This is a genomic window from Variovorax sp. 679 (assembly GCF_003952185.1).
GTDB lineage: Bacteria > Pseudomonadota > Gammaproteobacteria > Burkholderiales > Burkholderiaceae_C > Variovorax.
Genome location: NZ_RXFS01000016.1, coordinates 47,682 through 68,720 on the forward strand (window position 1 = coordinate 47,682; position 21,039 = coordinate 68,720).

The window sequence follows — 21,039 nt, forward strand, 5'->3', positions numbered from 1 at the left end:
AAGGAACATCCATGAGCTCCACCGCGAAGATCCTCTACACCGGCAAGACCCACACCACGGGCGGACGCGACGGCGTCTCGCGCAGCGACGACGGGCGCCTCGACATCAAGCTCTCGTCGCCCGGCACCTCGGGCGCGGGCACCAACCCCGAGCAGCTGTTCGCCGCCGGCTGGTCGGCCTGCTTCATCGGCGCGATGGGCAAGGCGGCCGGCGCGATGAAGATCAAGCTGCCGGCCGACCTGTCGGTGAACGCCGAGGTCGATCTCGTGCTCGACGAGGGCCAGTACTTCCTGCGGGCGCGCCTGAACGTGAGCCTGCCCGGCCTGGACCGCGAAACCGCGCGCGCCGTGGTCGACGCGGCGCACCAGACCTGCCCCTACTCGAAGCTCACGCGCGGCAACATCGACGTCGAGCTCAACCTGGTCTGAGCGACGCGGCCTGCCGCAGCGGTTTGCAACCGAAGACGGCATCGGCAGGCGCTGGAAGTCCGGTGCCGGTAACCCATTCGGACTACCGTTTCGGCTCTCGAGCTTCACGCAGAATCAGCCTGCGCCATCTCGCGCAGAACGATTATTCGAGGGAGCTTCCGATGTCCGGACATTCATTCGCCGCGCGCGTTGCCGCGCGGCTTTCCACGGCCGTGGCCGCCGCCACGCTGCTCGCCGCCTGCGGCTCGCGCCAGCCGGCGCCGCCCGAGCCGCCGCCCGCGACCGCCACGCCGCGCAACAGCGTCATCATGCCCGCCATCGCCTACGGCACCACCGCCAAGGGCCTGCAGCTGTCGAAGGCCGACGATGCGTGCGACGTGCCGGCATCGCTGCGGCAGGCGGTGCAGGACCAGCTGCTCGATCCCTACGAGTTCGTGCTCACGCCGCCGGCGCCCGATGCGGCGCAGGCCGCACCCGTGCTGAAAGTGGAGATCACCGACCTGCTGGCGAATGCGGGCGGCCTCTACGGCGGCCCCAAGATCGTCCAGCTGCGCGGCACGCTGGAGCGCCAGGGCGAGGCGCCCGCGAAGTTCACCGCGCAGCGCCAGATGTTCATCTATTTCGGCATGCCGCGCAGCACCTGCAGCATGGTCGGTGTCGTGACCTACAAGCTGGGCGAGGACATCGCGCAGTGGCTGCTGAAGCCGGTGGACGGCGCGGTGCTGGGCGAGCGCTGAGGATTCTTGGACGATGACTCGCGTAGCAAAGGTCGAGGCGGTCCCAGTACCTACCGCATTCGATGGCCGCGGCGCTTGGGAGATCGTGCGCATCGACTACGCGCCGCATCAACTCACAGTCGTCGCCCAGGACGCAAAAAGGGAGACGTCGATCTGTGCAAGGTTCGACGGCGTCGTGGCCTACCGGGTCATGGATGAGCGCGATCTGGGCGAATACTGGCCGGCCTGCTCCTTGCCGGACGTCTGGGTGTTCTTGATTCAATCGGGTGGGTGGTTGGCACAGGAGTTGGTGCGTCCCGACAGCTGCATCGGATTGTTCTATGGCGATGTCCGTGAATATCTCGTTGCCGGATGCACCGATTGCGTCTCCGTGCTTTGTACCGGCGCGCTGCGGGTCGAGTTGGAGTGCGGCAATAGCTAACCGGCTCGCCCGACGGTCGCCACGCCGAACACGATCACGCCCAGCGCCAGGTTCACCGTCACCAGCTTGCGCACCGTGTTCAGCCGCGCGGCCGCCACCGGCCAAGCGCTTTCGTCCACCGCGCGGCGCATGGCCCTGAACACCGAGGCGCGGATGTAGACGTAGATGGCGAGCATCACGATCGCGATGCTCATCATCGCCTCGATGCGCCAGTGCAGGCCGCGGAAGCCGCCGGCCGCGAGGATCATCGTCACGCCGGTCACGAACAGCAGCGTGACCGACGCGTCCACCCCCACGAAGAAGCGCCGAAGCGTCGCGGCCATCATGCGCAGGCGCAGCGGCGGCTCCAGCGTGGCGACGGCCGAGGGGCGCACCGCGAAGTGCATGGTCGCCATGCCGCCGACCCAGAAGGCGGCGCAGAGCAGGTGGATGAAGAGCGGGATGACGTACGACATGGGGCCCGATCAGAACACCGAAAGGGCGCGCCGCGCAATGTCGCGCCTCATGCGGCGGCATGCCGCCGCATGTCGGCCACCACGCAGCGCAGCAGTTCGGCCGCGGCCGGCGACAGCATGCGGCCGTGCCGCGACACGATGTGCGAGCGCCCCTGCGACAGCAGCGGGTTCTTCATCGGCAGCTCGACCAGCTCGGGGTTGGTGGCGCTCGGCGTGAGCGAGATGCGCGTGCCCAGCGCATAACCCAGCCCGGCCGACACGAAATGGCCAAGCGCGCTGAACGAGGTGGTGGTCAGCAGCGAGGGCAGGCGCACGCCCTCGCTGATCTCGGCGGCCTCGATGTGCTGGCGCACGCCGAAGTTGCGGTGCAGCGTGGCGCCCGCGTAGGGCAGCAGGTCGTTCAGCTTCAGCGGCCGGCCCAGTTGCGCGAGCGGGTGCGAGGCCAGCACCAGCGCCTGGATCGGCTGCGAGTGCGACTGGTGCGACGTGAGCCGCTCGTCCTTGGGCGGCTGGAACAGCATGCCGATGTGGGCGCGTTCCTCGACCACGCGCTGCACGATCTCGTCGGTGCTCGCCACGTCGAGGTCGATGGTGATCTTCGGGTGCGTGGTCATGAAGTCGCGCAGGCTGTGGCGCATGAGCCAGTCGACGTATCCCTCGCCGGCCACGATGTCGATGTGGCCGCGCTCGATCTTGCGGATGCCGTCCATCTGCGCCATCAGGTGCTGCTTCTGGCTGTTCTGGCGCCGCACGTAGCCCGCCAGCATCTGGCCCGCGTCGGTGGGCACCACGCCGCGTCCGTGGCGCTCCAGCAGCGGCAGGCCGCACTCCTGCTCGAGGATGCCGATGGCGCGGCTCACGGCCGAGGGGTCCATGTCGAGCACCTCGGCGGCGCCGCGCACGGAGCCGCTGTCGAGCACCTGCATGAAGTAGCGCACGCGGCGCGTGTCGAGCCTGTCGTCCATGGCCCGGTCTCCTGAGTGTTGCATTGAATGCAACGAATATGTCGATTCACGGCCATTGATGCAATAGGCCCGCACCCTGACACTCGCCGGTACCCCGCAGGTACTGCGCCACAAGATGCCCCACCGATGACATCCGCCGCCTCCACCACGCTCGCTGCCGTCGCTCCTTCCTCGGCTTCCGGAAAACTCCGGCTCGCGCTCGTCACATTGGCCATCGTGGCCGCAGCCGAACTGATCGGGCCGGTGCAGTTCAGCGTCGGGCCCGGCAAGGTGGCGCTGCTGCCGATGCTGTGGGCGCTGCTGATCGCGGCCGCATGGGGCATCGCGCATCGTCGCGTGCCGGGCGTGGTGCGCGTGGCGACCGCCGAGCAGTCGTTCGCCGGCGGCCTGCTGAACGCGGGCCTGCTGCTCTTCGTGGTGAAGCTGGGTCTTACGGTCGGCGCCGCGCTGCCGCAGGTCAAGCAGGCCGGCTGGGCGCTGCTGTTCCAGGAGTTCGGCCATGCGCTCGGCACCCTGGCGCTGGGCCTGCCGCTGGCGCTGCTGCTGGGCATCAAGCGCGAGGCGGTGGGCGCCACCTTCTCGGTGGGCCGCGAGGGCAACCTCGTGATCATCGGAGAGAAGTACGGCATGGCTTCACCCGAGGGCCGTGGCGTGCTGGCCGAGTACATCACCGGCACGGTGCTGGGCGCGCTCTTCATTGCGGTGCTGGCGGGCTTCGTCGCCAGCCTGCATATCTTCGATCCGCGCTCGCTGGCCATGGGCGCCGGCGTGGGCTCGGGCAGCCTGATGGCGGCGGCGCTGGGCGCCATCGCCGCGCAGCAGCCGGCCGAGATGCTGCCGCAGCTCACCGCGATTGCCGCCGCGTCGAACCTGCTGACCACCGTGGCGGGCTTCTACTTCACGCTGTTCCTGTCGCTGCCGCTGTGCTCGTGGCTCTACGGCAAGCTGGAGCCGGTGCTGGGCCGCTTCTCGAAGCGCGGTGCGCAGGATGCCGGCACCGGTGCCGTCTCGCAGGTCAGCGTCGCGCATGGCGGCGCCCTGCCGTTGCGCGACACGCTCATCGCCTGGGCGGTGGTGGGCGGCGGCGTGCTCATCGGCAATTCGCTGACCTACAAGGTGCCGATGCTGGTGTCGCTCGAAGGCATGGCCGCGGTGGTGGCGATTGCGCTGATCGTCGAAGGCATCAAGCGCCTCGTGCCGCGCCTGCCGATGGTGCTGGTGCTGTCGGTGGTCGCCACGCTGGCCGGCATTCCGGGGCTGTTTCCGTTCTCCGACGCGCTCATCGCCATCACAGCCAAGCTCAACTTCCTGGCCTTCACCACGCCGGTGCTCGCGCTGGCCGGCTTCTCGGTCGCGAAGGACCTGCCGGTGTTCCGCCAGCTGGGCTGGCGCATCGTGGTGGTGTCGCTGACGGCCACCGCCGGCACCTTCCTCGGCGCGACCGTGATCGCCGAATTCTTCCACTGACCCCGTCCCACGAGAGAACCCCAAAGCCATGTACCGCGACCCCGAAATCGCCGAAGACACCCGCGCCCGCATGCTGAGCTGGCGCCGCGACATCCACGCCAACCCCGAGACCGCCTTCGAGGAGCACCGCACCGCCAACGTCGTCGCCAACGCGCTGATGCTGATGGGCCTGCCCGTGCATCGCGGCCTGGCCGGCACCGGCGTGGTCGGCACGCTGAAGAACGGCGAGGGCCCGGGCATCGCGCTGCGCGCCGACCTCGACGCGCTGAACATGCAGGAGCTGGGCACGCAGCCGCACGCCTCGAGGTGCGCCGGCAAGATGCACGCCTGCGGCCACGACGGCCACACGGCCATGCTGCTGGGCGCGGCCGAGCACCTGTCGCGTCACAAGCCTTTCAAGGGCACGGTGCATTTCGTGTTCCAGCCCGCCGAGGAAAACGAGGGCGGCGGCCGCGTGATGGTCGACGAGGGCCTGTTCGAGCAGTTCCCGGCCGACGCCGTTTACGGCATGCACAACTTCCCGAGCCTGCCGCGCGGCCGGTTCGCGATCCGCAAGGGCACGATGACGGCCTTCCTCGACACCTTCGAGATCGTCGTCACCGGCAAGGGCAGCCACGGCGCGATGCCCGAGACCGGCATCGACTCGGTGGTGGTCTCGGCCCAGCTGGTCAATGCGCTGCAGACCATCGTGAGCCGCCGCACCGGCGCCACCGACTCGGCCGTGGTGAGCGTCACGCAGATCCACGGCGGCGACACCTGGAACGTGATTCCCGAAACCGTGGTGCTGCGCGGCACCGTGCGCACGCTCGACCCCGCGATCCAGGACAAGACCCAGGCCGCCATGCAGCAGATCTGCGACGGCGTGGCCGCCACGCACGGCGCGAAGGTGGCGCTCGACTACCGCCGCGGCTACCCCGGCGTGGTCAACACGCCCGCCGAGACCGATGCCGCCATCGCCGCGGCCGCCAGCCTGGTGGAGCTCGCGCAGGTGCACACCGACATCCCGCCCGCCATGGGCTCGGAAGACTTCGCGTTCATGCTGCAGAAGCGCCCGGGCGCCTACATCGGCATCGGCGCGGGCGAGGGCCCGAACGACCCGAACGTGCACAACCCGTACTACGACTTCAACGACAACATCCTGCCGCTGGGCGCGGCCTATTGGGTGGCACTGGTCAAACAGCAGCTTCCGGCCGCATGATGCGCTGATGCTCTCAGTCTTCGACATCTTCAAGATCGGCATCGGCCCCTCCAGTTCGCACACCGTGGGGCCGATGCGCGCGGCGCTGATGTTCGCGCAGTCGCTCGAGCGGCGCGGCGTGCTCGCGCAGGTGGCGCGGCTGCATGTGGACCTGTTCGGTTCGCTAGGGGCCACCGGGCACGGCCATGCGACCGACCAGGGCGTGATCCTCGGGCTCTTCGGCGACGCGCCCGACACCGTGCGGCCCGAGACCGTGCAGCCCCGGCTGGAGGCGCTGCGCCGCACCGGCCAACTGAGCCTTCTGGGCACCACGCCCATCGACTTCGACCGCGTGCGCGACATCGCCTTCCGCGGCGAGGAGTCGCTGCCCGAACACCCCAACGCCATGCGCTTCACCGCCTTCGCGGCCGATGGCGGCGCGCTGGCCGAGGGCACGTATTTCTCGGTCGGCGGCGGCTTCGTCGTCGAGGGCGGCCAGGCCGTGGCCGCCACGGTGGCGGCGGCGGCCGCCGTGCCGCATCCTTTCTCGACCGGCGACGAACTCATGGCGCAATGCCGCGGCAACGGCCTGTCGGTGGCAGAGCTGGTGATGCGCAACGAATGCGTGTGGCGGCCCGAGCCCGAGGTGCGTGCCGGCCTGCTGCGCATCTGGAGCGTGATGCAGCAGTGCGTGCAGCGCGGCTTCGGCATCGACAACCCGCTGGCCGCGCAGGCGCTGCCCGGCCCGCTGCGCATGCGCCGCCGCGCGCCCGAGCTGCACCGCGAACTGCTGGCGCAGGCCGGTGCGGCCGATCCGCTCGCGGCGATGGACTGGGTCAACGCCTTCGCGATGGCGGTGAACGAGGAGAACGCCGCCGGCGGCCGCGTGGTCACTGCGCCCACCAACGGCGCGGCCGGCGTGGTGCCCGCGGTGATGCACTACTACCAGCGCTTCGTGCCGCAGGCGAGCAACGAAGGCATCGTCGACTTCCTGCTCACCGCCGCGGCCATCGGCATGCTCTACAAGACCAACGCCTCCATCTCGGGCGCCGAGGTCGGCTGCCAGGGCGAGGTCGGCGTGGCCTGCTCGATGGCGGCCGGCGCGCTGGCCGCGGTGCTCGGCGCCACGCCGGCGCAGGTCGAGAACGCGGCCGAGATCGGCATGGAGCACAACCTGGGCCTCACCTGCGACCCGGTCGGCGGCATGGTGCAGATACCGTGCGTGGAGCGCAATGCGATGGGCGCGGTGAAGGCCATCAACGCGGCGCGCATGGCGCTGCGCGGTGACGGCAGCCACTACGTGTCGCTCGACGCGGTGATCCGCACCATGAAGCAGACCGGCGAGGACATGAAGGCGACCTACAAGGAAACCTCGCTCGGCGGCCTCGCGGTCAACGTGGTGGAGTGCTGAGCGCCCTCAGGTCGCGCCGGGCTCAGGGCACGAACATGTCCCACGGCCCCTTGCCTGCGGGTAGCCGGGGTCGCGCGGAGAGCGAAGCCAGCGGCTCGCCGGCCTCGTAGCGCGCGGCCAGCTCGACGGGGTCGAACACCACGCCCATGAAGTTCTCGGCGTAGGCGCCGCCCGCGAAGAAGCCGTCGACTTCCTCGGCCGTCTCGAACACGTCGTGCTGCAGCTCCAGCCGGTGGCCGTCGGGGTCGCGGTAGTACATCGAGATCGTCGGCCCGTGGTTGATGCACCAGTAGGGCAGGATGCCGTGGGCCGCCAGCCGCCGGTGGTTGGCCAGCAGCTCGCCGAGCGAGCCGTAGGTGAAGGCGATGTGCTCCAGCCCCGTGCTCGCGTCGGCCTCGTGCTTCAGCCCCGGCGGCGCGATCAGGCCGACGCGGTGGTGTTCGTCGTCGTAGCTCAGGAAGCACAGCATTGCGTTCTCGAAGGCCACGCGGGCCTGCAGCACTTCCAGGTACCAGTCGCGCGAGCGCTCGAGCTCGCCCACGCGCAGCACCACGTGCGCGAGCTTGACGGGGCGCAGCGCGGTGCGGGCGAAGTCGGGCAGGGGCCGGCGCGCGGGCAACGCGATTTCGTCGTTCATGGGTGTCTCCTTTTCTTCTTCGAATGGCGGTGCGTTCAGGTGGCGTCGGGCTCGGCCATCACGCGGTTCTCGATGCGGCCGATGCCCTCGATCTCCACGCGCACCACGTCGCCCGGAACCAGGTAGCGCGGCGGGTCCATCAGGCCGCCGACGCCGGCGGGGCTGCCGGTGCTCAGCACGTCGCCCGGCTCCAGCGTGAAGGCGGTGCTCAGCTCGACCAGCATGGCCTCGATGCGGTGGATCATCTGCGCCGTGTTGCCGTCCTGCCGCAGCTCGCCGTTGACCCAGGTGCGCAGTCGCAGCGCGTGCGGATCGGCGATCTCGTCGCGCGTCACCAGCCAGGGGCCGAAGGGCCCGTGCGTGTCGAAGGACTTGCCCAGCGTGTGCGTCGGCGCGCGCATCTGCCAGTCGCGCACGCTCATGTCGTTCACGACCACGTAGCCGGCCACCATGGCCATTGCGTCCTCGGCGCGAACATGGCGGCAGCGCCGGCCGATCACCACGCCCAGCTCGCCCTCGTAGTCGAACTGGTCGGACACGCGGGGCTTGTGCACCGCGTCGAAGGGGCCGGTCACGCACGAGACCTGCTTGTTGAACCATACCTGCCCCGGCGGCCGCGTCAGGCCGAGCTTCGCGGCTTCCTCGAGGTGCGAGGCGTAGTTGCCGCCGAGCCCGAGGAACTTGCGCGGCGCGGGAATCGGCGCGGCCAGCCGCACCTCGGACAAGGCCAGGCGCGGCGCATCGGCCAGCGCTGCGTGCAGCCAGGCCATGCCTTCGTCGCCGCGCGCGAGCAGTTCGAGCAGCCCCGCCGGCGCGCCGGGCTGCGCGCTCAGGTCGGCGATTTCATCGTCGTTTCGGACCACGCCGAAGCGAAGCGTGTCTCGATGGTGGAAGCTGGCGAGTTTCATGGCGTGTGCGCGGGCAGGTGGTTGACCGGGAGGTGTCCGATCGATGATGCTGGTGGAACGAACGCGGAGCAATTCGCCATAAGAGAACGGATCGTTCCTCCAGCAGAACGAAGAAGACCTAAAAAGACCGGAAGAGACATGGAAGACTTCAACGACCTCGCCCTTTTCGCCCATGTGGTCGAGCAGCAGGGCTTCAGTGCCGCGAGCCGGCACCTGGGCATTCCAAAGTCGCGCCTGAGCCGGCGCGTGTCGCTCCTCGAGGAGCGCATCGGCGTGCGCCTGCTGCAGCGCAGTTCGCGACGGCTGCTGCTCACGAGCGTCGGACGGCAGTTCTACGAGCGCTGCCAGGCGACCGTGGCGGCCGGCGAGGAAGCCTTCGACGTGGCTCGGCAGGCCACCGCGCAGCCGCAGGGCCTGCTGCGCGTGAGCTGCCCGTTCACGCTCGCGCAGTTCTGGCTCACGCCGCTGATCCCGTCCTTCATGCGCGCCTTTCCCGGCGTGCGGCTGCAGCTGGAGGTGAGCAACCGCCGCGTCGACCCGCTGCAGGAGAACATCGACGTGGTGCTGCGCGTGCGGCGCCCGCCCTTCGAGGATTCGAGCCTGGTCGCGCGCCCGCTGGGCAGCACCGTCGACGTGCTGCTTGCCAGCCCCGCGCTGGTGGAGCGGCTGGGCATGCCGCAGTCGCTCGCCGACCTGGCCGCGTGGCCCGTGCTGTCGCTGCCCGCGGAGAACGAGCGCTACCGCTGGGCACTGGAGCGCGGTGCCCAGTCGCATGATTTCGCCTTCACGCCGCACTTCGTGACCGACGACATGTTCGCGCTGAGGCACCTGGCGGAGCAGGGCATGGGGCTCGCGCTGCTGCCCGAGATCATGTGCCGCGATGCCCTTGCCGATGGCCGGCTGCTGCGCCTGTGCGGCGAGTGGGCCTGCGCGGCGAGCGAGATCCAGGCCGCCTTCGCCTCGCGCCGCGGCATGCTGCCGGCGGTGCGCGCCTTCATCGACCACCTGCTGCAAAACCCGCCGGGCGCTGCGGAACCGGGGGCCGGCGTATCCTGACCGCCCTTCCTGCCGTCCTGTTTTCTCACCCACGCAACAAGAAAGAAAGCCGAACTCCGCCATGACCCGCACCATCGCCGAAAAACGCGCCGACTTCCGCGCGCTCCATCAACAAGGCTGCTTCGTCATCCCGAACCCCTGGGACACGGGTAGCGCGCGCTTTCTCGAAGGGCTGGGATTCAAGGCGCTGGCCACCACCAGCTCGGGCTTCGCCTGGTCGCAGGGGCATGCGGACGGCGCGATGTCGCGCGAGCACATTCTGGCGCACCTGCGCGAACTCGTGGAAGCGACCGACCTTCCGGTGAACGCCGACTTCGAGAACGGCTTCGCCGCCGACGCGCGCGGCGTGGCCGAGAGCGTGAGCCTCGCCATCGAGATGGGCGTGGCCGGCCTGTCCATCGAGGACTCGACGGGCAACGCCGCCGATCCGCTCTTTCCCATCGACGTGGCGGTCGAGCGCCTGCGCGCCGCGCGCAAGGCCATCGATGCATCGGGTGCAGACGTGCTGCTGGTCGGCCGCGCCGAGAACTTCTTCGTCGGCCGGCCCGACCTCGACGACGCCATCGCGCGGCTCAAGGCCTATGCCAACGCGGGTGCCGATTGCCTCTACGCCCCCGGCATCAAGACCCGCGAGCAGATCGCCGCCGTGGTCGCCGCCGCGGGAGGCAAGCCGGTCAACCTGCTCGTGGGCGCGCCCAGCGAACTCACGATGAAGGACATCGCCGAACTCGGCGTGCGGCGCGTGAGCGTGGGCGGCGGCCTGGCGCGCGCGGCCTGGGGCGGCTTCATCCGCGCCGCGCGCACGCTGGCGGAGGGGCGCTTCGATGGTTTCGCCGACGCAGCACCGGGCGCCGAGCTCAACGCTTTCTTCAAGCCCTTCGCCGGCTGAGTCCGTGGAAGCGCTGCTGGCCGAGGTGCGCGCCTGCCGCGTGTGCGAGGCGCACCTGCCGCTGGGGCCGCGCCCCGTGGTGCAGGCCAGCACGAGCGCCAGGCTGCTGATCGTTGGGCAGGCGCCCAGCCTCACGGTGCACCAGACGGGCGTGCCATGGAACGACCGCAGCGGCGACCAGCTTCGCCGCTGGCTCGGCATCGACCGCACGGTGTTCTACGAAGCCGCGCGCGTGGCCATCGTGCCGATGGGCTACTGCTACCCGGGTCGCGGCAAGAGCGGCGACCTGCCGCCGCGCAGGGAGTGCGCCGAGCTCTGGCACGACAGGTTGTTCGCGCAGATGAAGCAGATCGAGCTGACGCTGCTCATCGGCCAGTACGCGCAGCGCCACTTTCTGGGCAGGAAGGCGAACGCCGGTGTCACCGAGACCGTGCAGGCCTTCGCCGACTACGCGCCGCGCTTCATTCCGCTGCCGCATCCGTCGCCGCGCAACACGGGCTGGCTCAAGCACCATCCGTGGTTCGAGAGCGATGTGCTGCCGGTGCTGCGCGAGCGGGTGCGGGGCGCATTGGCCCTGTAAGGAGCGCCTCAGGGCGCAGGACCGCTTGCAGCGCCGAAGGGCTTCGCCGCGTACACCACGCGTCCGCCCACCACCGTCATCAGCGATGTCGTCTTGCCGATACGCTCCAGCGGCACGCTGAAGAAGTCCTGGTCGAGCACGGCGAAGTCGGCGAGCTTGCCCACTTCCAGCGTGCCGCGCCTTGCTTCGTCGAAGCTGAACCACGCGCTGCCGGCGGTGTACAGGCGCAGCGCCTGCTCGCGCGTGGGCGTCTCGTCGGGGCCGCGCATGGCCTTGCCGCTCACGGTCTTGCCGTCGAGCATCCACTGCAGCGCGACGAAGGGGTTGTACGAGGCCACGCGGTGCGCGTCGGTGCCGGCGCCCACGTTCACGCCGGAGCGCAGCGCGGTGCCTATGGGCGGCATGCGCCGTGCGGCCTCGCCGCGCATGGCGAGCGCGCGGTCGCCCTGGAAGTACATCGCGTCCTGCATGGTCCAGCCGATGCCCAGCGCCTTCATGCGCGCGAGCGTCTGGGGCGAGGCGTCGTCGAGGTGGGCTATGGACCAGCGCAGGTCCTTGATCGGCACTTCGGCGTTCAGCTTCTCGTACAGCCCCAGCAGATGGTCGACCGAGCCGTTCTCCTGCCAGTGGATGGTGACGGCCAGCTTGCGTTGCGCGGCCCACTTGATCAGCTCGTAGAACTTCGCCTTCGCCGCCTCGTCGGGGAAGTTGTTGTTGTACATCGCGAGCGTCACGCGTTCGCCCAGGCCGTTGAACTTCAACATGTCGTCGCCGAAGCCCATCGGCAGCATCTGCGTGAGATCGCGGAACTCCTGCAGCTCGGCGCCGGGCTTCTGCGCGAACACGCTGTAGGCCACGCGCAGCGTCAGCGCCTTCTCGCGCCACAACTCGAACAGCGCCGCGTACTGCGAAGGCGCGATGCTGAAGCCGCCCGGGTCCACCAGCCCGGTGATGCCGAGGCGGTTCAGCTCGGTGAAGAAGGCGCGCGTGCCGGCCAGGTTGTCGTCGTAGGTGGGCTTGGGCAGCTTGTCGAAGAGCGCCGAGATGCCGACGATGTCGCCGCTCATCCAGCCCGGCGCGCCGTCGGGCGTGGGCTTCATGCCGGCGGGCAGCGTGCCCGGAGCGACGCCCAGCGCTTCCAGCGCCTTGGGCGTCATCACCACTGCCTCGTAGAAGAGCTGCACGTACACGGGGTTGTTCGGCGCGGCCTCCTGCAGCTCGGCCATCGTGGGGCGGCGGCGTTCGGCGAACTGCTGCTCGGTCCAGCCGCCGGCCACGATCAGCCAGCCGCCGGGACGCGCGTTCGCCGCGGCGGTGCGGATGCGCGCCATCGCCTCGGCGATGGTGCCGGCGCCGATCCAGTTGACCTCGGTCGAGTAGCTCAGCGCCGCGCGCACCGCGTGCATGTGCGAGTCGATCAGGCCCGGAATGACGGTGCGGCCGCCCGCGTCGACGGTGCGTGTCGTGGGGCTCGTGAAAGCGCCCATCTGCGCCGCGCTGCCCACGGCCACGACGCGGCCGTCGCGCACCGCGATCGCCTGCGCCATGGTGCCGGCGGCGTCGAGCGTGGCGATCTTCGCGTTGGTGACGACAAGGTCGGCCGGTTGCGCCTGCGCCGCAACGGGCAGCAGCAGGCTGGCGGCGATGGCCGCCGCCGTGAGGAGCGTGCGTGCCATCTCAGTCGACCTTGATGCTGGCGGCCTTGACCACTTGCTGGGCCTTGGCCGTCTCGTCGACGATGAACTTGTTGAATTGCGCCGAAGGCATCGTGAACGGCTCGGCGCCCAGCTTCTCCAGTCGCTCCTTCAGCTCGGGCGACGCCATGATCTTTGCGACCTCGGCCTGCAGGCGGTCGACCACCGGCTGCGGCGTCTTCGCGGGCGCGAACAGGCCCACCCAGAACAGGTACTCGGAGCCTGGCACGCCGGCCTCCACCGTGGTGGGCGCATTGGGCAATGCCGACGAGCGCTTGCCCGTGCCCACGGCGAGTGCCTGCAGCCTGCCGGTCTGGATCAGCGGCAGGGCCGACACCATCGGCGCGAAGAACCAGTCGACGCGCCCGGCCATCACCTCGGTCATCGCCTCGGGCGTTCCGCGGAAGGGCACGTGCTGCGCGTCGACGCCGGCCGCGAGGCGGAACACCTCTGCGTTCATGTGCGTGGCCGAGCCGTTGCCCGCGGAGCCGTAGTTCAAGCCGCCGGGCTTGGCCTTCGCCTTGGCCACGAGGTCCTTCACGTCCGAGAAGTGCGAGGGCGCCGTCACCAGCACGTTGGGCAGGCTGGCCATCGGCGTGATGCCGGTGAAGTCCTTGATGGTGTCGTACGACAGGCCCTTGTAGATCCACGGGTTCACGAGGTGGCCGGCCGAGTGCACGAGCAGCGTGTAGCCGTCGGCCGGCGCCTTGGCCACGATGGCTGCGCCCAGCGTGCCGCCCGCGCCGGGCTTGTTGTCCACGATCACGCTGGTGCCCAGCGCGGGCCCGAGTTTCTCGGCCACGAGGCGCGCGACGATGTCGGTGCCGCTGCCTGCGGTGAAGGGCACCACCAGCTTCACTGGCTGGGTGCCGGGCCATGGGCCCTGCGCCTGCGCGCCGGTGAGCGCGCAGGCCGCGAATGCCGCCGCCATGGCCAGCGTCTGGCGGCGGCTCCGGTTGAAAGTCTTCTTCATGCGTCTTGTCTCCGTTGATCTATTTGGTTGAGCGATGAATGACCGGGAAAAGGAGGGGGCGGTTACACGGGTGGCGCGTTCGGCATCACCAGCGCCACCAGCACAGGCCGGTTGGTGCGGTTCTCGAGCTGGCGCTTCTCGCCGGGCGCGAAGCGGCAGCTGTCGTAGGGGCCGAGCACCTCTTCCTGGCGGGCGCCGTCGATCTCGCCGACCACGTGCAGCTGGCCCTCGAGCACGAGGTAGAGCTTTTCCATCGGCGAGCCGTCGAGGCCGGTGTGGCCGCCGGGCAGGATCTGGCTCATGCCCATCCACATCTGCGTGGAGGGGCCGGCTTCCTTGCCCTGCAGGCGCAGGCAGCGCATGTCGAAGTGGTTGGGCGCCTCGTAGTGCGGCGCCTCGCTGAAGCGGGTGACGTGCATGGATGTGCTCCGGAAAGAGTTCAGGGGCGAAGCACGACGCGGTCGGTGCTGCCCGAGAGCACCAGCCGGTAGGCGTCGATCGCTTCGTCTAGCGAGAAGCCGCGCGCGACGGGGAAGGGCTTCAGCGTGCCGCGCTCGAAGCCCTCGCGCATGGCGTCGAGCTGCGCGGTGCTGGCGACGCAGTCCATCGCCAGCGAGTCGATGCCCACGTAGGTGTGCATGCCCCGGTAGAACGCGAAGATGTCGAAGGGCACGGCGCGGTCGTGCGTGGCGATGAAGATCTGCGTCGCGCCCTTGGCCATCGCCTTGTTGGCGGCCTCGAAGTAGGCGCTGCCCACGGTGTTGTAGACGATGTTCGCGCCGCGCCCGTCGGTGAGTTCGCGCACCCGCGCGCCCACGTCGGCATGGTGGCGCGCGTCGATCGTGTCCACCGGTCCGGCCGCGAAGCCTTGGAAAGGCCCGGCGTGCCGCTGCACAGCGATCACGCGCGCGCCGGCCTGCGAGGCGAGCTGCACCGCCGCCTGCCCGACCTTGCCGTTGGCGCCCAGCACCAGCACCGTCTGCCCGGCCTGCGGCATGCCGCTGCGGCGGAAGCCTTCGTAGGCGGTGACGAAGGGCACGCCCACCGCGCCGGCCTCGTCCATCGAGATGCCCCGGGGCTTGGCGCGCAGTGCCTGCTCCGGCAGCACGAGATAACGTCCGTGCGAACCGTCGCGCGTGATGCCGACGTCGCCCCCGGAGCCGTAGACCTCGCGGCCGATCCACTCCGAAGGGCCACTCACCACGGTGCCCGCGAAGTCGCGGCCCGGCGTCCGGGGCCAGACCGCCTGCGGCATGATGCCCAGCGTGGCCTTCACGTCGCTGGGGTTCACCGCGGCGGCCGCGATGCGCACCACGGCATGGCCGGGCGGCGGCACCGGCTCGGTCTGCGGCGCCGCTTCGAGCCGCAACGCGTCGAGGTCGGTGGCTTTTTCGTTCACGCGCAATGCGCGCGAGCTGTGGGTTGCATGCATGGCTGCTGCGCTCATCGTTCAGCTCCTCGCATCGGGCAGGCCCAGCATGACGCGGGCCTCGCGCGGGTTGGCGACTTCGCCGCCCAGGCTCAGGAGGATGTCGCGCGCCTTCGCCACCAGCTGCGCATTGCTCTCGGCGAGCACGCCTTTCTCAAGGTAGATGTTGTCCTCCATGCCCACGCGCACGTGGCCGCCCAGCAGCCAGGCCTGCGCGACGATCGGGAACTCCATGCGGCCGATGCCGAAGGCGCTCCAGAAGGCGCCGCGCGGCAGCATGTTGCGCGCATAGAGCAGTGTCTCGGGCGTGGGCGCGAAGCCGTACTTCACGCCGAGAACGAAGGTCCACATGGCGGGGCCGTCGAGCGTGCCGTCGGCGATGAGGTCGAGCGCGAGGTTGATGTCGCCCGAGTCGAAGATCTCCAGCTCGGGCTTCACGCCCGCCTCGCGCATCACCTTCGCCATGCGCCGCACGTTCTTCGGCGTGTTGATGACCACGTCGGGGCCGGAGTTCATGGTGTTCAGGTCGAGCGAACACACGTCGGGCCGGATGAGCGCGATGTGCTCCACGCGCTTCTCGGGCGGCAGCAGCGTGGTGCCGGGCGCGGCGACCTTCGGGTCGTCCTCGCTCGGGATGAAGCGCCCGCCCGGGCCGGTCGTGAGGTTGACGATCAGCTCGCGGTTGCCGCGGCGGATGCGGTCCACCACCTCGCGGTAGAGCTCGACTTCCATCGAGGGCTTGCCGGTCTCGGGATTGCGCACGTGGATGTGAACCTGTGCGGCACCGGCTTCGGCCGCCGCGAGGCATTCGTCGGCGATCTGCACCGGCGTGATCGGCAGGTGCGGCGTCTGCTCCGGCTTCACGAGGTTGCCCGTGACGGCGCAGGTGATGAGGGTCTTGGCGTTGTTCACAGGTGGCGCCCTCCGTCGACCACGATGCGCGTGCCGGTCACGAAGCGCATGGTGGTGGCCAGCGCCTCGACCGTGGCGGCCACGTCCTCGGGCTGGCCGATGCGGCCCAGCGGCGTGGTGCTGGCCATCTTGCTGGCGAACTCCGCGCCGCGCCCGGGCACGAAGCCCGATTCCACCGCACCCGGCGAGATCGACACCACGCGCACGGCGGGTGCCAGCGCCTTGGCCAGCGCATCGCCCACAACGTCGAGCCCGGCCTTCGCCGCCACGTAGGCGAGGTTGCTGCCCACGCCCGTGAAGCCCGCGATGGACGAGATGTTGGCCACGAGGCCGTCGCCGCTCGCCTTCAGCATCGGCGCGAAGGCGCGGATGGTGGCGAACACGCCGCGGAAGTTGGAGCGCACGATGTCGTCGATGAGCTCGTCTGTCAGCGCGTCGAGGTCGGCGGCCGGCACCGGCTTCGTGTGGCCAGCGCTGTTGACGAGGATGTCGCAGCGCCCGAGCGTGGCCTTCACCTCGGCCGCGGCGGCGACGAGGCTCGGCGTGTCGACGATGTCGGCGCGGATCGCCGCATGGCGCTGGCCGTTGGCCGAGGGCAGGGCGGCCGCGCGGGCCGCGGCATCGTCGCCCTTGCGGTGCAACAGCACGCAGGTGGCGCCGAGCGCTGCGAGGCGCGTGGCCGTGGCGTAGCCGATGGCGCCGAGGCCGCCGGTGATGACGGCGACCTTGCCGTCTAGTCTGGAGACAGGATCGAAGCTCATGTCAGTATGGGAAGTAGTTCAAGGAATGGGGGGACGCGGGAACTTCATCTCGCCGGGCTCGAGCTCGAAGTCGTGGTGTAGCGAAGCGCTCTTTCCGTCAGGCGCGAGCGCGAAGCGGCCGATCAGCCGGCGCGTCACGCCGAAGGTCGGGTCGCTCTCCAGGTTCTCGTCGTCATCGGCGAAGACCTGCGTGATCAGCACCTTGTGGCCCGGCTTGCTCACCATGAAGTGCAGGTGCGCGGGCCGGTTCGGGTGGCGCTTCTGCGCGCGCAGCAGCACGCCGCAGGGGCCGTCGGTCGGCACCGGGTAGCCGGCGGGGCGCACGCTGCGGAAGTGGAAGCGGCCCTCGGCGTCGGTGGCGAAGCGCCCGCGCAGGTTCATGTCTTCCTGCGCCGGGTCCTGGTTTTCGTAGAGGCCCACGGGCGAGGCCTGCCACACGTCGACGGTGGCATCGGCCACCGGCCGGCCCTCGTGGTCGCGCACCGTGCCCGTCACCTCGAGCGGAACGCCCGGCGTGCCCGAGCGCGCGATGCTCTCGCCCAGCGTGCAGGCCGGCGCATTCGCGCGCCAGAACGGCCCGAGCAGCGCGGCCGGTGATTCGCCGTGCGGGTCCTGGTTGTTCTGCAGCGCCACCACGGTCGACACGCCCAGGATGTCCGCCGCCAGCACCACCTCGTTCTTGGTCTCGCCGGTGGCGTGGCCGATGGCGACGATGAATTCGAGCGCCTGCTCGAACTCTTCTTCCGTCAGCTTCACTTCCTGGACCAGCGCGTGCAGGTGGCGGGTGACCGCTTCCATCACGGTGCGCAGCCGCGGGTCGGGGGTGTGTTTCATGGCGTCGAGCACATGGCCCAGCACCGAATGGGGGGAGGTGGCGATGTTCATGGCAGGTTTGTGCAATCGTTTGCACGATATTAGTCCAAATCCCGGAAAAGTAAAATGGTGGCAATCCGGAGCATGCCAATAGGGGTAAGCCACTCAGAGCCGTCGTGCCCGGCGACAATCGTTTGCACCAATGAGCACCAACCTGCCTTCCCCGTCTGCTCCCGTCACCATCCGCGACGTCGCCCGCGCCGCCGGGGTGCACGTGTCCACCGTCTCGCGCGCGCTCAGCCCCGAGAAGCGGTCATTGATCAGCGACGAGGTGCTGCGCGTGGTCGAGGAGGCGGCGCAGCGCCTGGGCTACCGGCCCAACCGCGCGGCCTCGGCGCTGCGCACGGGGCGCACCCACACCATCGGCGTGCTGGTGCCCGACATCACCAACGCGGTGTTCCCGCCGATCCTTCAGGGCATCGAGGCCAGCGCAGCCGCGCGCGGGTACTTCGTGTTCGTCACCAACGTGGTCGACCACGCGCTCGCGCGGCCGGTGCTGGAGCGCATGCTGGCGCAGCGCGTCGACGGCGTGGTCATGGCCACCGCCACGCGCGACGATCCGCTGGTCGACTTCGTCACGAAGGCCGGCATGACGGCCGTGCTGGTCAACCGCGCCGACGAAACCGGCCGCTTGCCGGCCGTGGTGAGCGACGACCGGCTCGCGATGAAGCTCGCGGTCGATCACCTGGTGGCGCTCGGCCACAAGCGCATCGCGCACCTCGCGGGGCCGCAGACCATTCCCACCGGCGTGGGCCGGCGCCTGGGCGTGGAGCAGGCCCTGCGCGACCATCGCATGAAGCCCTTCCGCGTGACCGAGTGCGCGAGCTACAGCCGCGAGGCCGGTGCCGAGGCGATGAAGCAGATGCTCGCGGCCGGCGCCGCGCCGCAGGCCGTGGTGTGCTGCAACGACCTCGTCGCGCTGGGCGCCTACGACGCGTTGCGCGAGGCGGGCTTGCGCGTGCCGCAGGACATTTCAGTCACCGGCCACAACGACATGCCGCTGGTCGACATGGTCGACCCGCCGCTCACCACCATCCGCCTGCCGCACCGCGAGCTGGGCTGGCGCGCGGCCGAGATGCTGTTCGAGGAGATCGACGGCCATTCGATGTCGGCCTCGACCGTGGTGCTGCGTCCCGAGCTGGTGGTGCGCAAGTCGACCGCCGCGCCGGCCGGCGCGCGCTGAGCCGCGGCAGGCCTGCGGCCTACCACCACCAGCGGGCGATGTCGTCGCTCAACCCCATGTAGAGCAGCAGCAGCGCGACCAGCGCGACGATGCACTTGGTGCGCAGCGACATCTTCTGTTTGGGCGCGAAGTCCGCGGCACTGCCGACGAAGTGCACGCCGCAATGGGGGCACTGCCGCACCTTGCCGTAGATCAGCTCCTTGCAACGCGGGCAGGGCATTTCGTCGGGGCCGGGTTCCGGCGGCGAGCCGCCCGACGGCTGCCTCTCGTGTTGCTGCTGCAGCCGGGCGCGGCGCTCGCGGTGCGCGGCCAGGTCGATGGGGTCGTTGGGCTTGTCGGACATGCTCGGATCGAGGCGGGTCTGGCTAGCGTACTGCTGCTCGCGGCGCGGTCTTCTTTCGCGCGGCCGGCCGCCGGGGCGGCTTCGCCTCCAGCACCAGCTCGGCAGGGAGCGTGTCGTTCCACGATTCGGTGAAGTAGGCGCGGTCGCTGGGCACCAGCTGGGGCAGCGCCTCGCGCAGCAGGGCCAGCGATTGCTCGGCCGCCTTCAGTTCGCCGGCATGCGCCGCGTACCAGGCGTGCTCGAACAACAGGCTGCAGTGCTGCAGGCCCGGGTATCGGCGGCGGCCGGCCTGGTGGTCCGCCAGCCGCGCCTGCGCCACCTGCACCCAGCGCGCGGGCCAGTTCGTCGCGTCGAAGGCGTCGGCGAGCGGTCCGGCCAGCTTCGAGATGGCGGCCGGGTCCAGCGGCTTCTGAGCGCGGAACTGCGCGAGCGTTGGCTGCTGCTCGGGCCGGCAGTGGCCGCGCGCGATGCGCATCAGGTAGATCGCGTTCCACGCCGAGCGGCCCTGGCCGTCGGTGTGGCCGCAGAGCCATTCGCTGAAGGCGATCCATTGCACCGCGCGGCGGGTGGTGTCGGCGTTGCCGTCGTGGGCCAGCGTGGGCAGGTCGGAGAGGCCTACGCGGTCGAACAGCCACGCGGCCATGCCCATGTTGGCCGCCACGTGCTGTGCCGCGTCGAACGAATGCGACTCGAAGGCCGCCGCCAGCGCCTCGCCGAAGCGTTGCAGCGACTCCTCGGCCAGCGCGGCCGCGGCGGGCTTGTCGTCGGCCGACAGCGCCAGCGCGCGCGAACGGCAGGCCAGCGCCCACAGGTTGCACCACTCGAAGCGCACGTCGGGGTGGTGCCGCAGCACCAGCCCGCGCGCGCCGTCCTCGGCCATGCCGCTCAGGAGCGACTGCGCCAGCGGCAGGTCGCGCGCGGTGTAGGCGCACCACGCGGAGACGATGCATTCCATCGCGCCGAGGTAGTCGTTGCCCGCCACGTGATGCGCGAGCCGCTGCTTCTTGAGTGCCTGCAGCCGGCGCCGCGCCTGCTCGTTGTCGCCGAGCCGGCGCCACAGCATCGCCTCGTTGAGCGTGACCAGCGCGCGCTGGAAGTCGGTGGCGGCCAGCGTGCCGGCCAGGCGTATCGATTCGAGCGCGCTGCCGCTGCCGTCGCTGCCCGCCACCGGCGCCATCAGCCGGCCCTGGCGCGCCGCCTGCTGCGAGGCGACCAGCTGCTTCCAGAAAGCCGCGTCCTGCAGGTGCACCGCGTCGGGCGGCGGCGAGCCGGCGGACTGCTGCGACCTGCGCGCGCGCAGCCCGAGGAAGGACGCGACTTCGGCGGCCGTGGCCGCCCGGCCTTCCACCAGCACGCGCACCCGCTTCGCCTCGGCGGCGGGCAGCCAGAACGGGCCCTGGCTGCGCCGCTCGGCGTTGAGGAAGCGGGGCTCGCGTTGCATGTCTTCGCCCCAGCCGACTTCGATGCCCCAGGCCTTGAAGTCGCGGAACGCACGGCTTACGACCATGCGCAGGGTGCTGGCGTCGGACACCTCGCCGCGCAGGTCGGCCAGTCGCACGACGCCGGCGCCCGTCGCGTGGGCGTGCTGCATGCGCGCCAGCAGCCAGAGCGACTGGAAGGCCGCGCGCCGGCCGTTCACCGACTGCGGCGAGGTGAGCTCGATGGAAAGCGAAGCGAGAGAGGAGGCGGGCTTTGGCACGCCCCCGATTTGAACCTCAAAACGGGCGCCGTACCTGAAGG

23 protein-coding genes are annotated in these 21,039 nt (G+C 70.2%); 10 read left to right on the top strand and 13 right to left on the bottom strand.

Annotated elements, in window-relative coordinates; genetic code table 11:
• The first annotated feature begins 11 nt into the window (after window positions 1-11).
• The 3 genes from EJO71_RS30790 (at window position 12) to EJO71_RS30800 (ending at window position 1,586) form a co-directional block, all read left to right on the top strand.
• Window positions 12-428 (top strand): organic hydroperoxide resistance protein, encoded by a 417-nt coding sequence (locus tag EJO71_RS30790; protein WP_125952451.1) that lies wholly within the window; start codon window positions 12-14, stop codon window positions 426-428.
• Between the two features lie 161 nt (window positions 429-589).
• On the top strand, window positions 590-1,165 hold the full coding sequence (locus EJO71_RS30795) for a hypothetical protein (RefSeq protein WP_125952452.1): 576 nt from the start codon (window positions 590-592) through the stop codon (window positions 1,163-1,165).
• A gap of 13 nt (window positions 1,166-1,178) precedes the next feature.
• On the top strand, window positions 1,179-1,586 hold the full coding sequence (locus EJO71_RS30800) for a hypothetical protein (RefSeq protein WP_125952453.1): 408 nt from the start codon (window positions 1,179-1,181) through the stop codon (window positions 1,584-1,586).
• Here EJO71_RS30800 and EJO71_RS30805 read toward each other — a convergent pair.
• Window positions 1,583-2,041, bottom strand: coding sequence for a CopD family protein (locus EJO71_RS30805; RefSeq protein WP_125952454.1), 459 nt, complete (start codon window positions 2,039-2,041; stop codon window positions 1,583-1,585). The two genes, EJO71_RS30800 and EJO71_RS30805, sit on opposite strands and share 4 nt — an antisense overlap.
• Window positions 2,042-2,088: 47 nt before the next feature.
• Window positions 2,089-3,006, bottom strand: a complete 918-nt coding sequence (locus EJO71_RS30810; protein WP_125952455.1) for a LysR family transcriptional regulator — start codon at window positions 3,004-3,006, stop codon at window positions 2,089-2,091.
• Window positions 3,007-3,132: 126 nt separating this feature from the next.
• Between EJO71_RS30810 and EJO71_RS30815 the strand changes: the two genes are divergently transcribed.
• From EJO71_RS30815 to EJO71_RS30825, 3 genes are read left to right on the top strand one after another with little or no spacing between them, the layout of a single operon-like run.
• The gene (locus tag EJO71_RS30815) at window positions 3,133-4,473 is read left to right on the top strand and encodes a DUF3100 domain-containing protein (RefSeq protein ID WP_125952456.1); all 1,341 of its coding nucleotides are present in this window, start codon (window positions 3,133-3,135) and stop codon (window positions 4,471-4,473) included.
• Window positions 4,474-4,501: 28 nt separating this feature from the next.
• On the top strand, window positions 4,502-5,671 hold the full coding sequence (locus tag EJO71_RS30820) for a M20 aminoacylase family protein (RefSeq protein WP_125952457.1): 1,170 nt from the start codon (window positions 4,502-4,504) through the stop codon (window positions 5,669-5,671).
• 4 nt (window positions 5,672-5,675) lie between these two features.
• Window positions 5,676-7,061 (top strand): L-serine ammonia-lyase, encoded by a 1,386-nt coding sequence (locus EJO71_RS30825; protein ID WP_164546944.1) that lies wholly within the window; start codon window positions 5,676-5,678, stop codon window positions 7,059-7,061.
• Between the two features lie 22 nt (window positions 7,062-7,083).
• Here the strand turns inward: EJO71_RS30825 and EJO71_RS30830 are convergent, their stop codons facing one another.
• Window positions 7,084-7,698, bottom strand: a complete 615-nt coding sequence (locus EJO71_RS30830) for a VOC family protein (RefSeq protein WP_125952459.1) — start codon at window positions 7,696-7,698, stop codon at window positions 7,084-7,086.
• Between the two features lie 35 nt (window positions 7,699-7,733).
• Entirely contained in the window at window positions 7,734-8,606 is an 873-nt protein-coding gene (locus tag EJO71_RS30835) for a fumarylacetoacetate hydrolase family protein (protein WP_125952460.1), read from the bottom strand.
• A 138-nt stretch (window positions 8,607-8,744) separates the two neighbouring features.
• Between EJO71_RS30835 and EJO71_RS30840 the strand changes: the two genes are divergently transcribed.
• From EJO71_RS30840 to EJO71_RS30850, 3 genes are all read left to right on the top strand, one after another.
• Window positions 8,745-9,662: a LysR substrate-binding domain-containing protein gene (locus EJO71_RS30840; protein WP_125952461.1), complete on the top strand. Its 918-nt coding sequence runs from the start codon at window positions 8,745-8,747 to the stop codon at window positions 9,660-9,662.
• A gap of 61 nt (window positions 9,663-9,723) precedes the next feature.
• A complete protein-coding gene (locus EJO71_RS30845) occupies window positions 9,724-10,551 on the top strand; it encodes an isocitrate lyase/phosphoenolpyruvate mutase family protein (RefSeq protein WP_125952462.1) in 828 nt (275 codons plus the stop codon).
• A gap of 4 nt (window positions 10,552-10,555) precedes the next feature.
• Window positions 10,556-11,131, top strand: a complete 576-nt coding sequence (locus EJO71_RS30850) for a uracil-DNA glycosylase family protein (protein WP_125952463.1) — start codon at window positions 10,556-10,558, stop codon at window positions 11,129-11,131.
• A gap of 8 nt (window positions 11,132-11,139) precedes the next feature.
• Here EJO71_RS30850 and EJO71_RS30855 read toward each other — a convergent pair whose 3' ends face one another.
• The 7 genes from EJO71_RS30855 to EJO71_RS30885 all read right to left on the bottom strand — a co-directional run bounded on the left by EJO71_RS30855 (window position 11,140) and on the right by EJO71_RS30885 (window position 17,785).
• A complete protein-coding gene (locus EJO71_RS30855) occupies window positions 11,140-12,807 on the bottom strand; it encodes an amidohydrolase (protein WP_125952464.1) in 1,668 nt (555 codons plus the stop codon).
• A gap of 1 nt (window position 12,808) precedes the next feature.
• A complete protein-coding gene (locus EJO71_RS30860; protein WP_125952465.1) occupies window positions 12,809-13,798 on the bottom strand; it encodes a tripartite tricarboxylate transporter substrate binding protein in 990 nt (329 codons plus the stop codon).
• 62 nt (window positions 13,799-13,860) lie between these two features.
• Complete coding sequence (locus EJO71_RS30865; RefSeq protein WP_125952466.1) at window positions 13,861-14,217, bottom strand: cupin domain-containing protein; 357 nt, start codon at window positions 14,215-14,217, stop codon at window positions 13,861-13,863.
• Between the two features lie 20 nt (window positions 14,218-14,237).
• Window positions 14,238-15,245 (bottom strand): zinc-binding alcohol dehydrogenase family protein, encoded by a 1,008-nt coding sequence (locus tag EJO71_RS30870; RefSeq protein ID WP_240651571.1) that lies wholly within the window; start codon window positions 15,243-15,245, stop codon window positions 14,238-14,240.
• Between the two features lie 3 nt (window positions 15,246-15,248).
• Window positions 15,249-16,139, bottom strand: coding sequence for a 3-keto-5-aminohexanoate cleavage protein (locus tag EJO71_RS30875; protein WP_125952467.1), 891 nt, complete (start codon window positions 16,137-16,139; stop codon window positions 15,249-15,251).
• Window positions 16,136-16,900, bottom strand: coding sequence for an SDR family oxidoreductase (locus EJO71_RS30880; RefSeq protein WP_125952468.1), 765 nt, complete (start codon window positions 16,898-16,900; stop codon window positions 16,136-16,138). Before EJO71_RS30880 ends, EJO71_RS30875 begins: the two co-directional genes overlap by 4 nt.
• Before the next feature lie 18 nt (window positions 16,901-16,918).
• Window positions 16,919-17,785 (bottom strand): dioxygenase, encoded by an 867-nt coding sequence (locus EJO71_RS30885; protein ID WP_125952469.1) that lies wholly within the window; start codon window positions 17,783-17,785, stop codon window positions 16,919-16,921.
• Window positions 17,786-17,915: 130 nt separating this feature from the next.
• On the opposite strand from EJO71_RS30885, the gene EJO71_RS30890 reads away from it, so the two are divergent.
• The gene (locus tag EJO71_RS30890; protein ID WP_125952470.1) at window positions 17,916-18,956 is read left to right on the top strand and encodes a LacI family DNA-binding transcriptional regulator; all 1,041 of its coding nucleotides are present in this window, start codon (window positions 17,916-17,918) and stop codon (window positions 18,954-18,956) included.
• A gap of 19 nt (window positions 18,957-18,975) precedes the next feature.
• Here the strand turns inward: EJO71_RS30890 and EJO71_RS30895 are convergent, their stop codons facing one another.
• Together EJO71_RS30895 and EJO71_RS30900 are read right to left on the bottom strand one after the other, a co-directional pair.
• A complete protein-coding gene (locus tag EJO71_RS30895; RefSeq protein ID WP_125952471.1) occupies window positions 18,976-19,299 on the bottom strand; it encodes a hypothetical protein in 324 nt (107 codons plus the stop codon).
• Between the two features lie 22 nt (window positions 19,300-19,321).
• Entirely contained in the window at window positions 19,322-20,998 is a 1,677-nt protein-coding gene (locus tag EJO71_RS30900) for a hypothetical protein (RefSeq protein WP_125952472.1), read from the bottom strand.
• Window positions 20,999-21,039: the final 41 nt, after the last annotated feature.

Coding starts and splice junctions, on each gene's coding strand:
- EJO71_RS30885 (WP_125952469.1), bottom strand. CDS start 17,785: ATGAACATCGCCACCTCCCCCCATTCGGTGCTGGGCCATGTGCTCGAC.
- EJO71_RS30810 (WP_125952455.1), bottom strand. CDS start 3,006: ATGGACGACAGGCTCGACACGCGCCGCGTGCGCTACTTCATGCAGGTG.
- EJO71_RS30830 (WP_125952459.1), bottom strand. CDS start 7,698: ATGAACGACGAAATCGCGTTGCCCGCGCGCCGGCCCCTGCCCGACTTC.
- EJO71_RS30805 (WP_125952454.1), bottom strand. CDS start 2,041: ATGTCGTACGTCATCCCGCTCTTCATCCACCTGCTCTGCGCCGCCTTC.
- EJO71_RS30795 (WP_125952452.1), top strand. CDS start 590: ATGTCCGGACATTCATTCGCCGCGCGCGTTGCCGCGCGGCTTTCCACG.
- EJO71_RS30865 (WP_125952466.1), bottom strand. CDS start 14,217: ATGCACGTCACCCGCTTCAGCGAGGCGCCGCACTACGAGGCGCCCAAC.
- EJO71_RS30790 (WP_125952451.1), top strand. CDS start 12: ATGAGCTCCACCGCGAAGATCCTCTACACCGGCAAGACCCACACCACG.
- EJO71_RS30880 (WP_125952468.1), bottom strand. CDS start 16,900: ATGAGCTTCGATCCTGTCTCCAGACTAGACGGCAAGGTCGCCGTCATC.
- EJO71_RS30855 (WP_125952464.1), bottom strand. CDS start 12,807: ATGGCACGCACGCTCCTCACGGCGGCGGCCATCGCCGCCAGCCTGCTG.
- EJO71_RS30835 (WP_125952460.1), bottom strand. CDS start 8,606: ATGAAACTCGCCAGCTTCCACCATCGAGACACGCTTCGCTTCGGCGTG.
- EJO71_RS30870 (WP_240651571.1), bottom strand. CDS start 15,245: ATGAGCGCAGCAGCCATGCATGCAACCCACAGCTCGCGCGCATTGCGC.
- EJO71_RS30895 (WP_125952471.1), bottom strand. CDS start 19,299: ATGTCCGACAAGCCCAACGACCCCATCGACCTGGCCGCGCACCGCGAG.
- EJO71_RS30800 (WP_125952453.1), top strand. CDS start 1,179: ATGACTCGCGTAGCAAAGGTCGAGGCGGTCCCAGTACCTACCGCATTC.
- EJO71_RS30890 (WP_125952470.1), top strand. CDS start 17,916: ATGAGCACCAACCTGCCTTCCCCGTCTGCTCCCGTCACCATCCGCGAC.
- EJO71_RS30860 (WP_125952465.1), bottom strand. CDS start 13,798: ATGAAGAAGACTTTCAACCGGAGCCGCCGCCAGACGCTGGCCATGGCG.
- EJO71_RS30845 (WP_125952462.1), top strand. CDS start 9,724: ATGACCCGCACCATCGCCGAAAAACGCGCCGACTTCCGCGCGCTCCAT.
- EJO71_RS30820 (WP_125952457.1), top strand. CDS start 4,502: ATGTACCGCGACCCCGAAATCGCCGAAGACACCCGCGCCCGCATGCTG.
- EJO71_RS30840 (WP_125952461.1), top strand. CDS start 8,745: ATGGAAGACTTCAACGACCTCGCCCTTTTCGCCCATGTGGTCGAGCAG.
- EJO71_RS30815 (WP_125952456.1), top strand. CDS start 3,133: ATGACATCCGCCGCCTCCACCACGCTCGCTGCCGTCGCTCCTTCCTCG.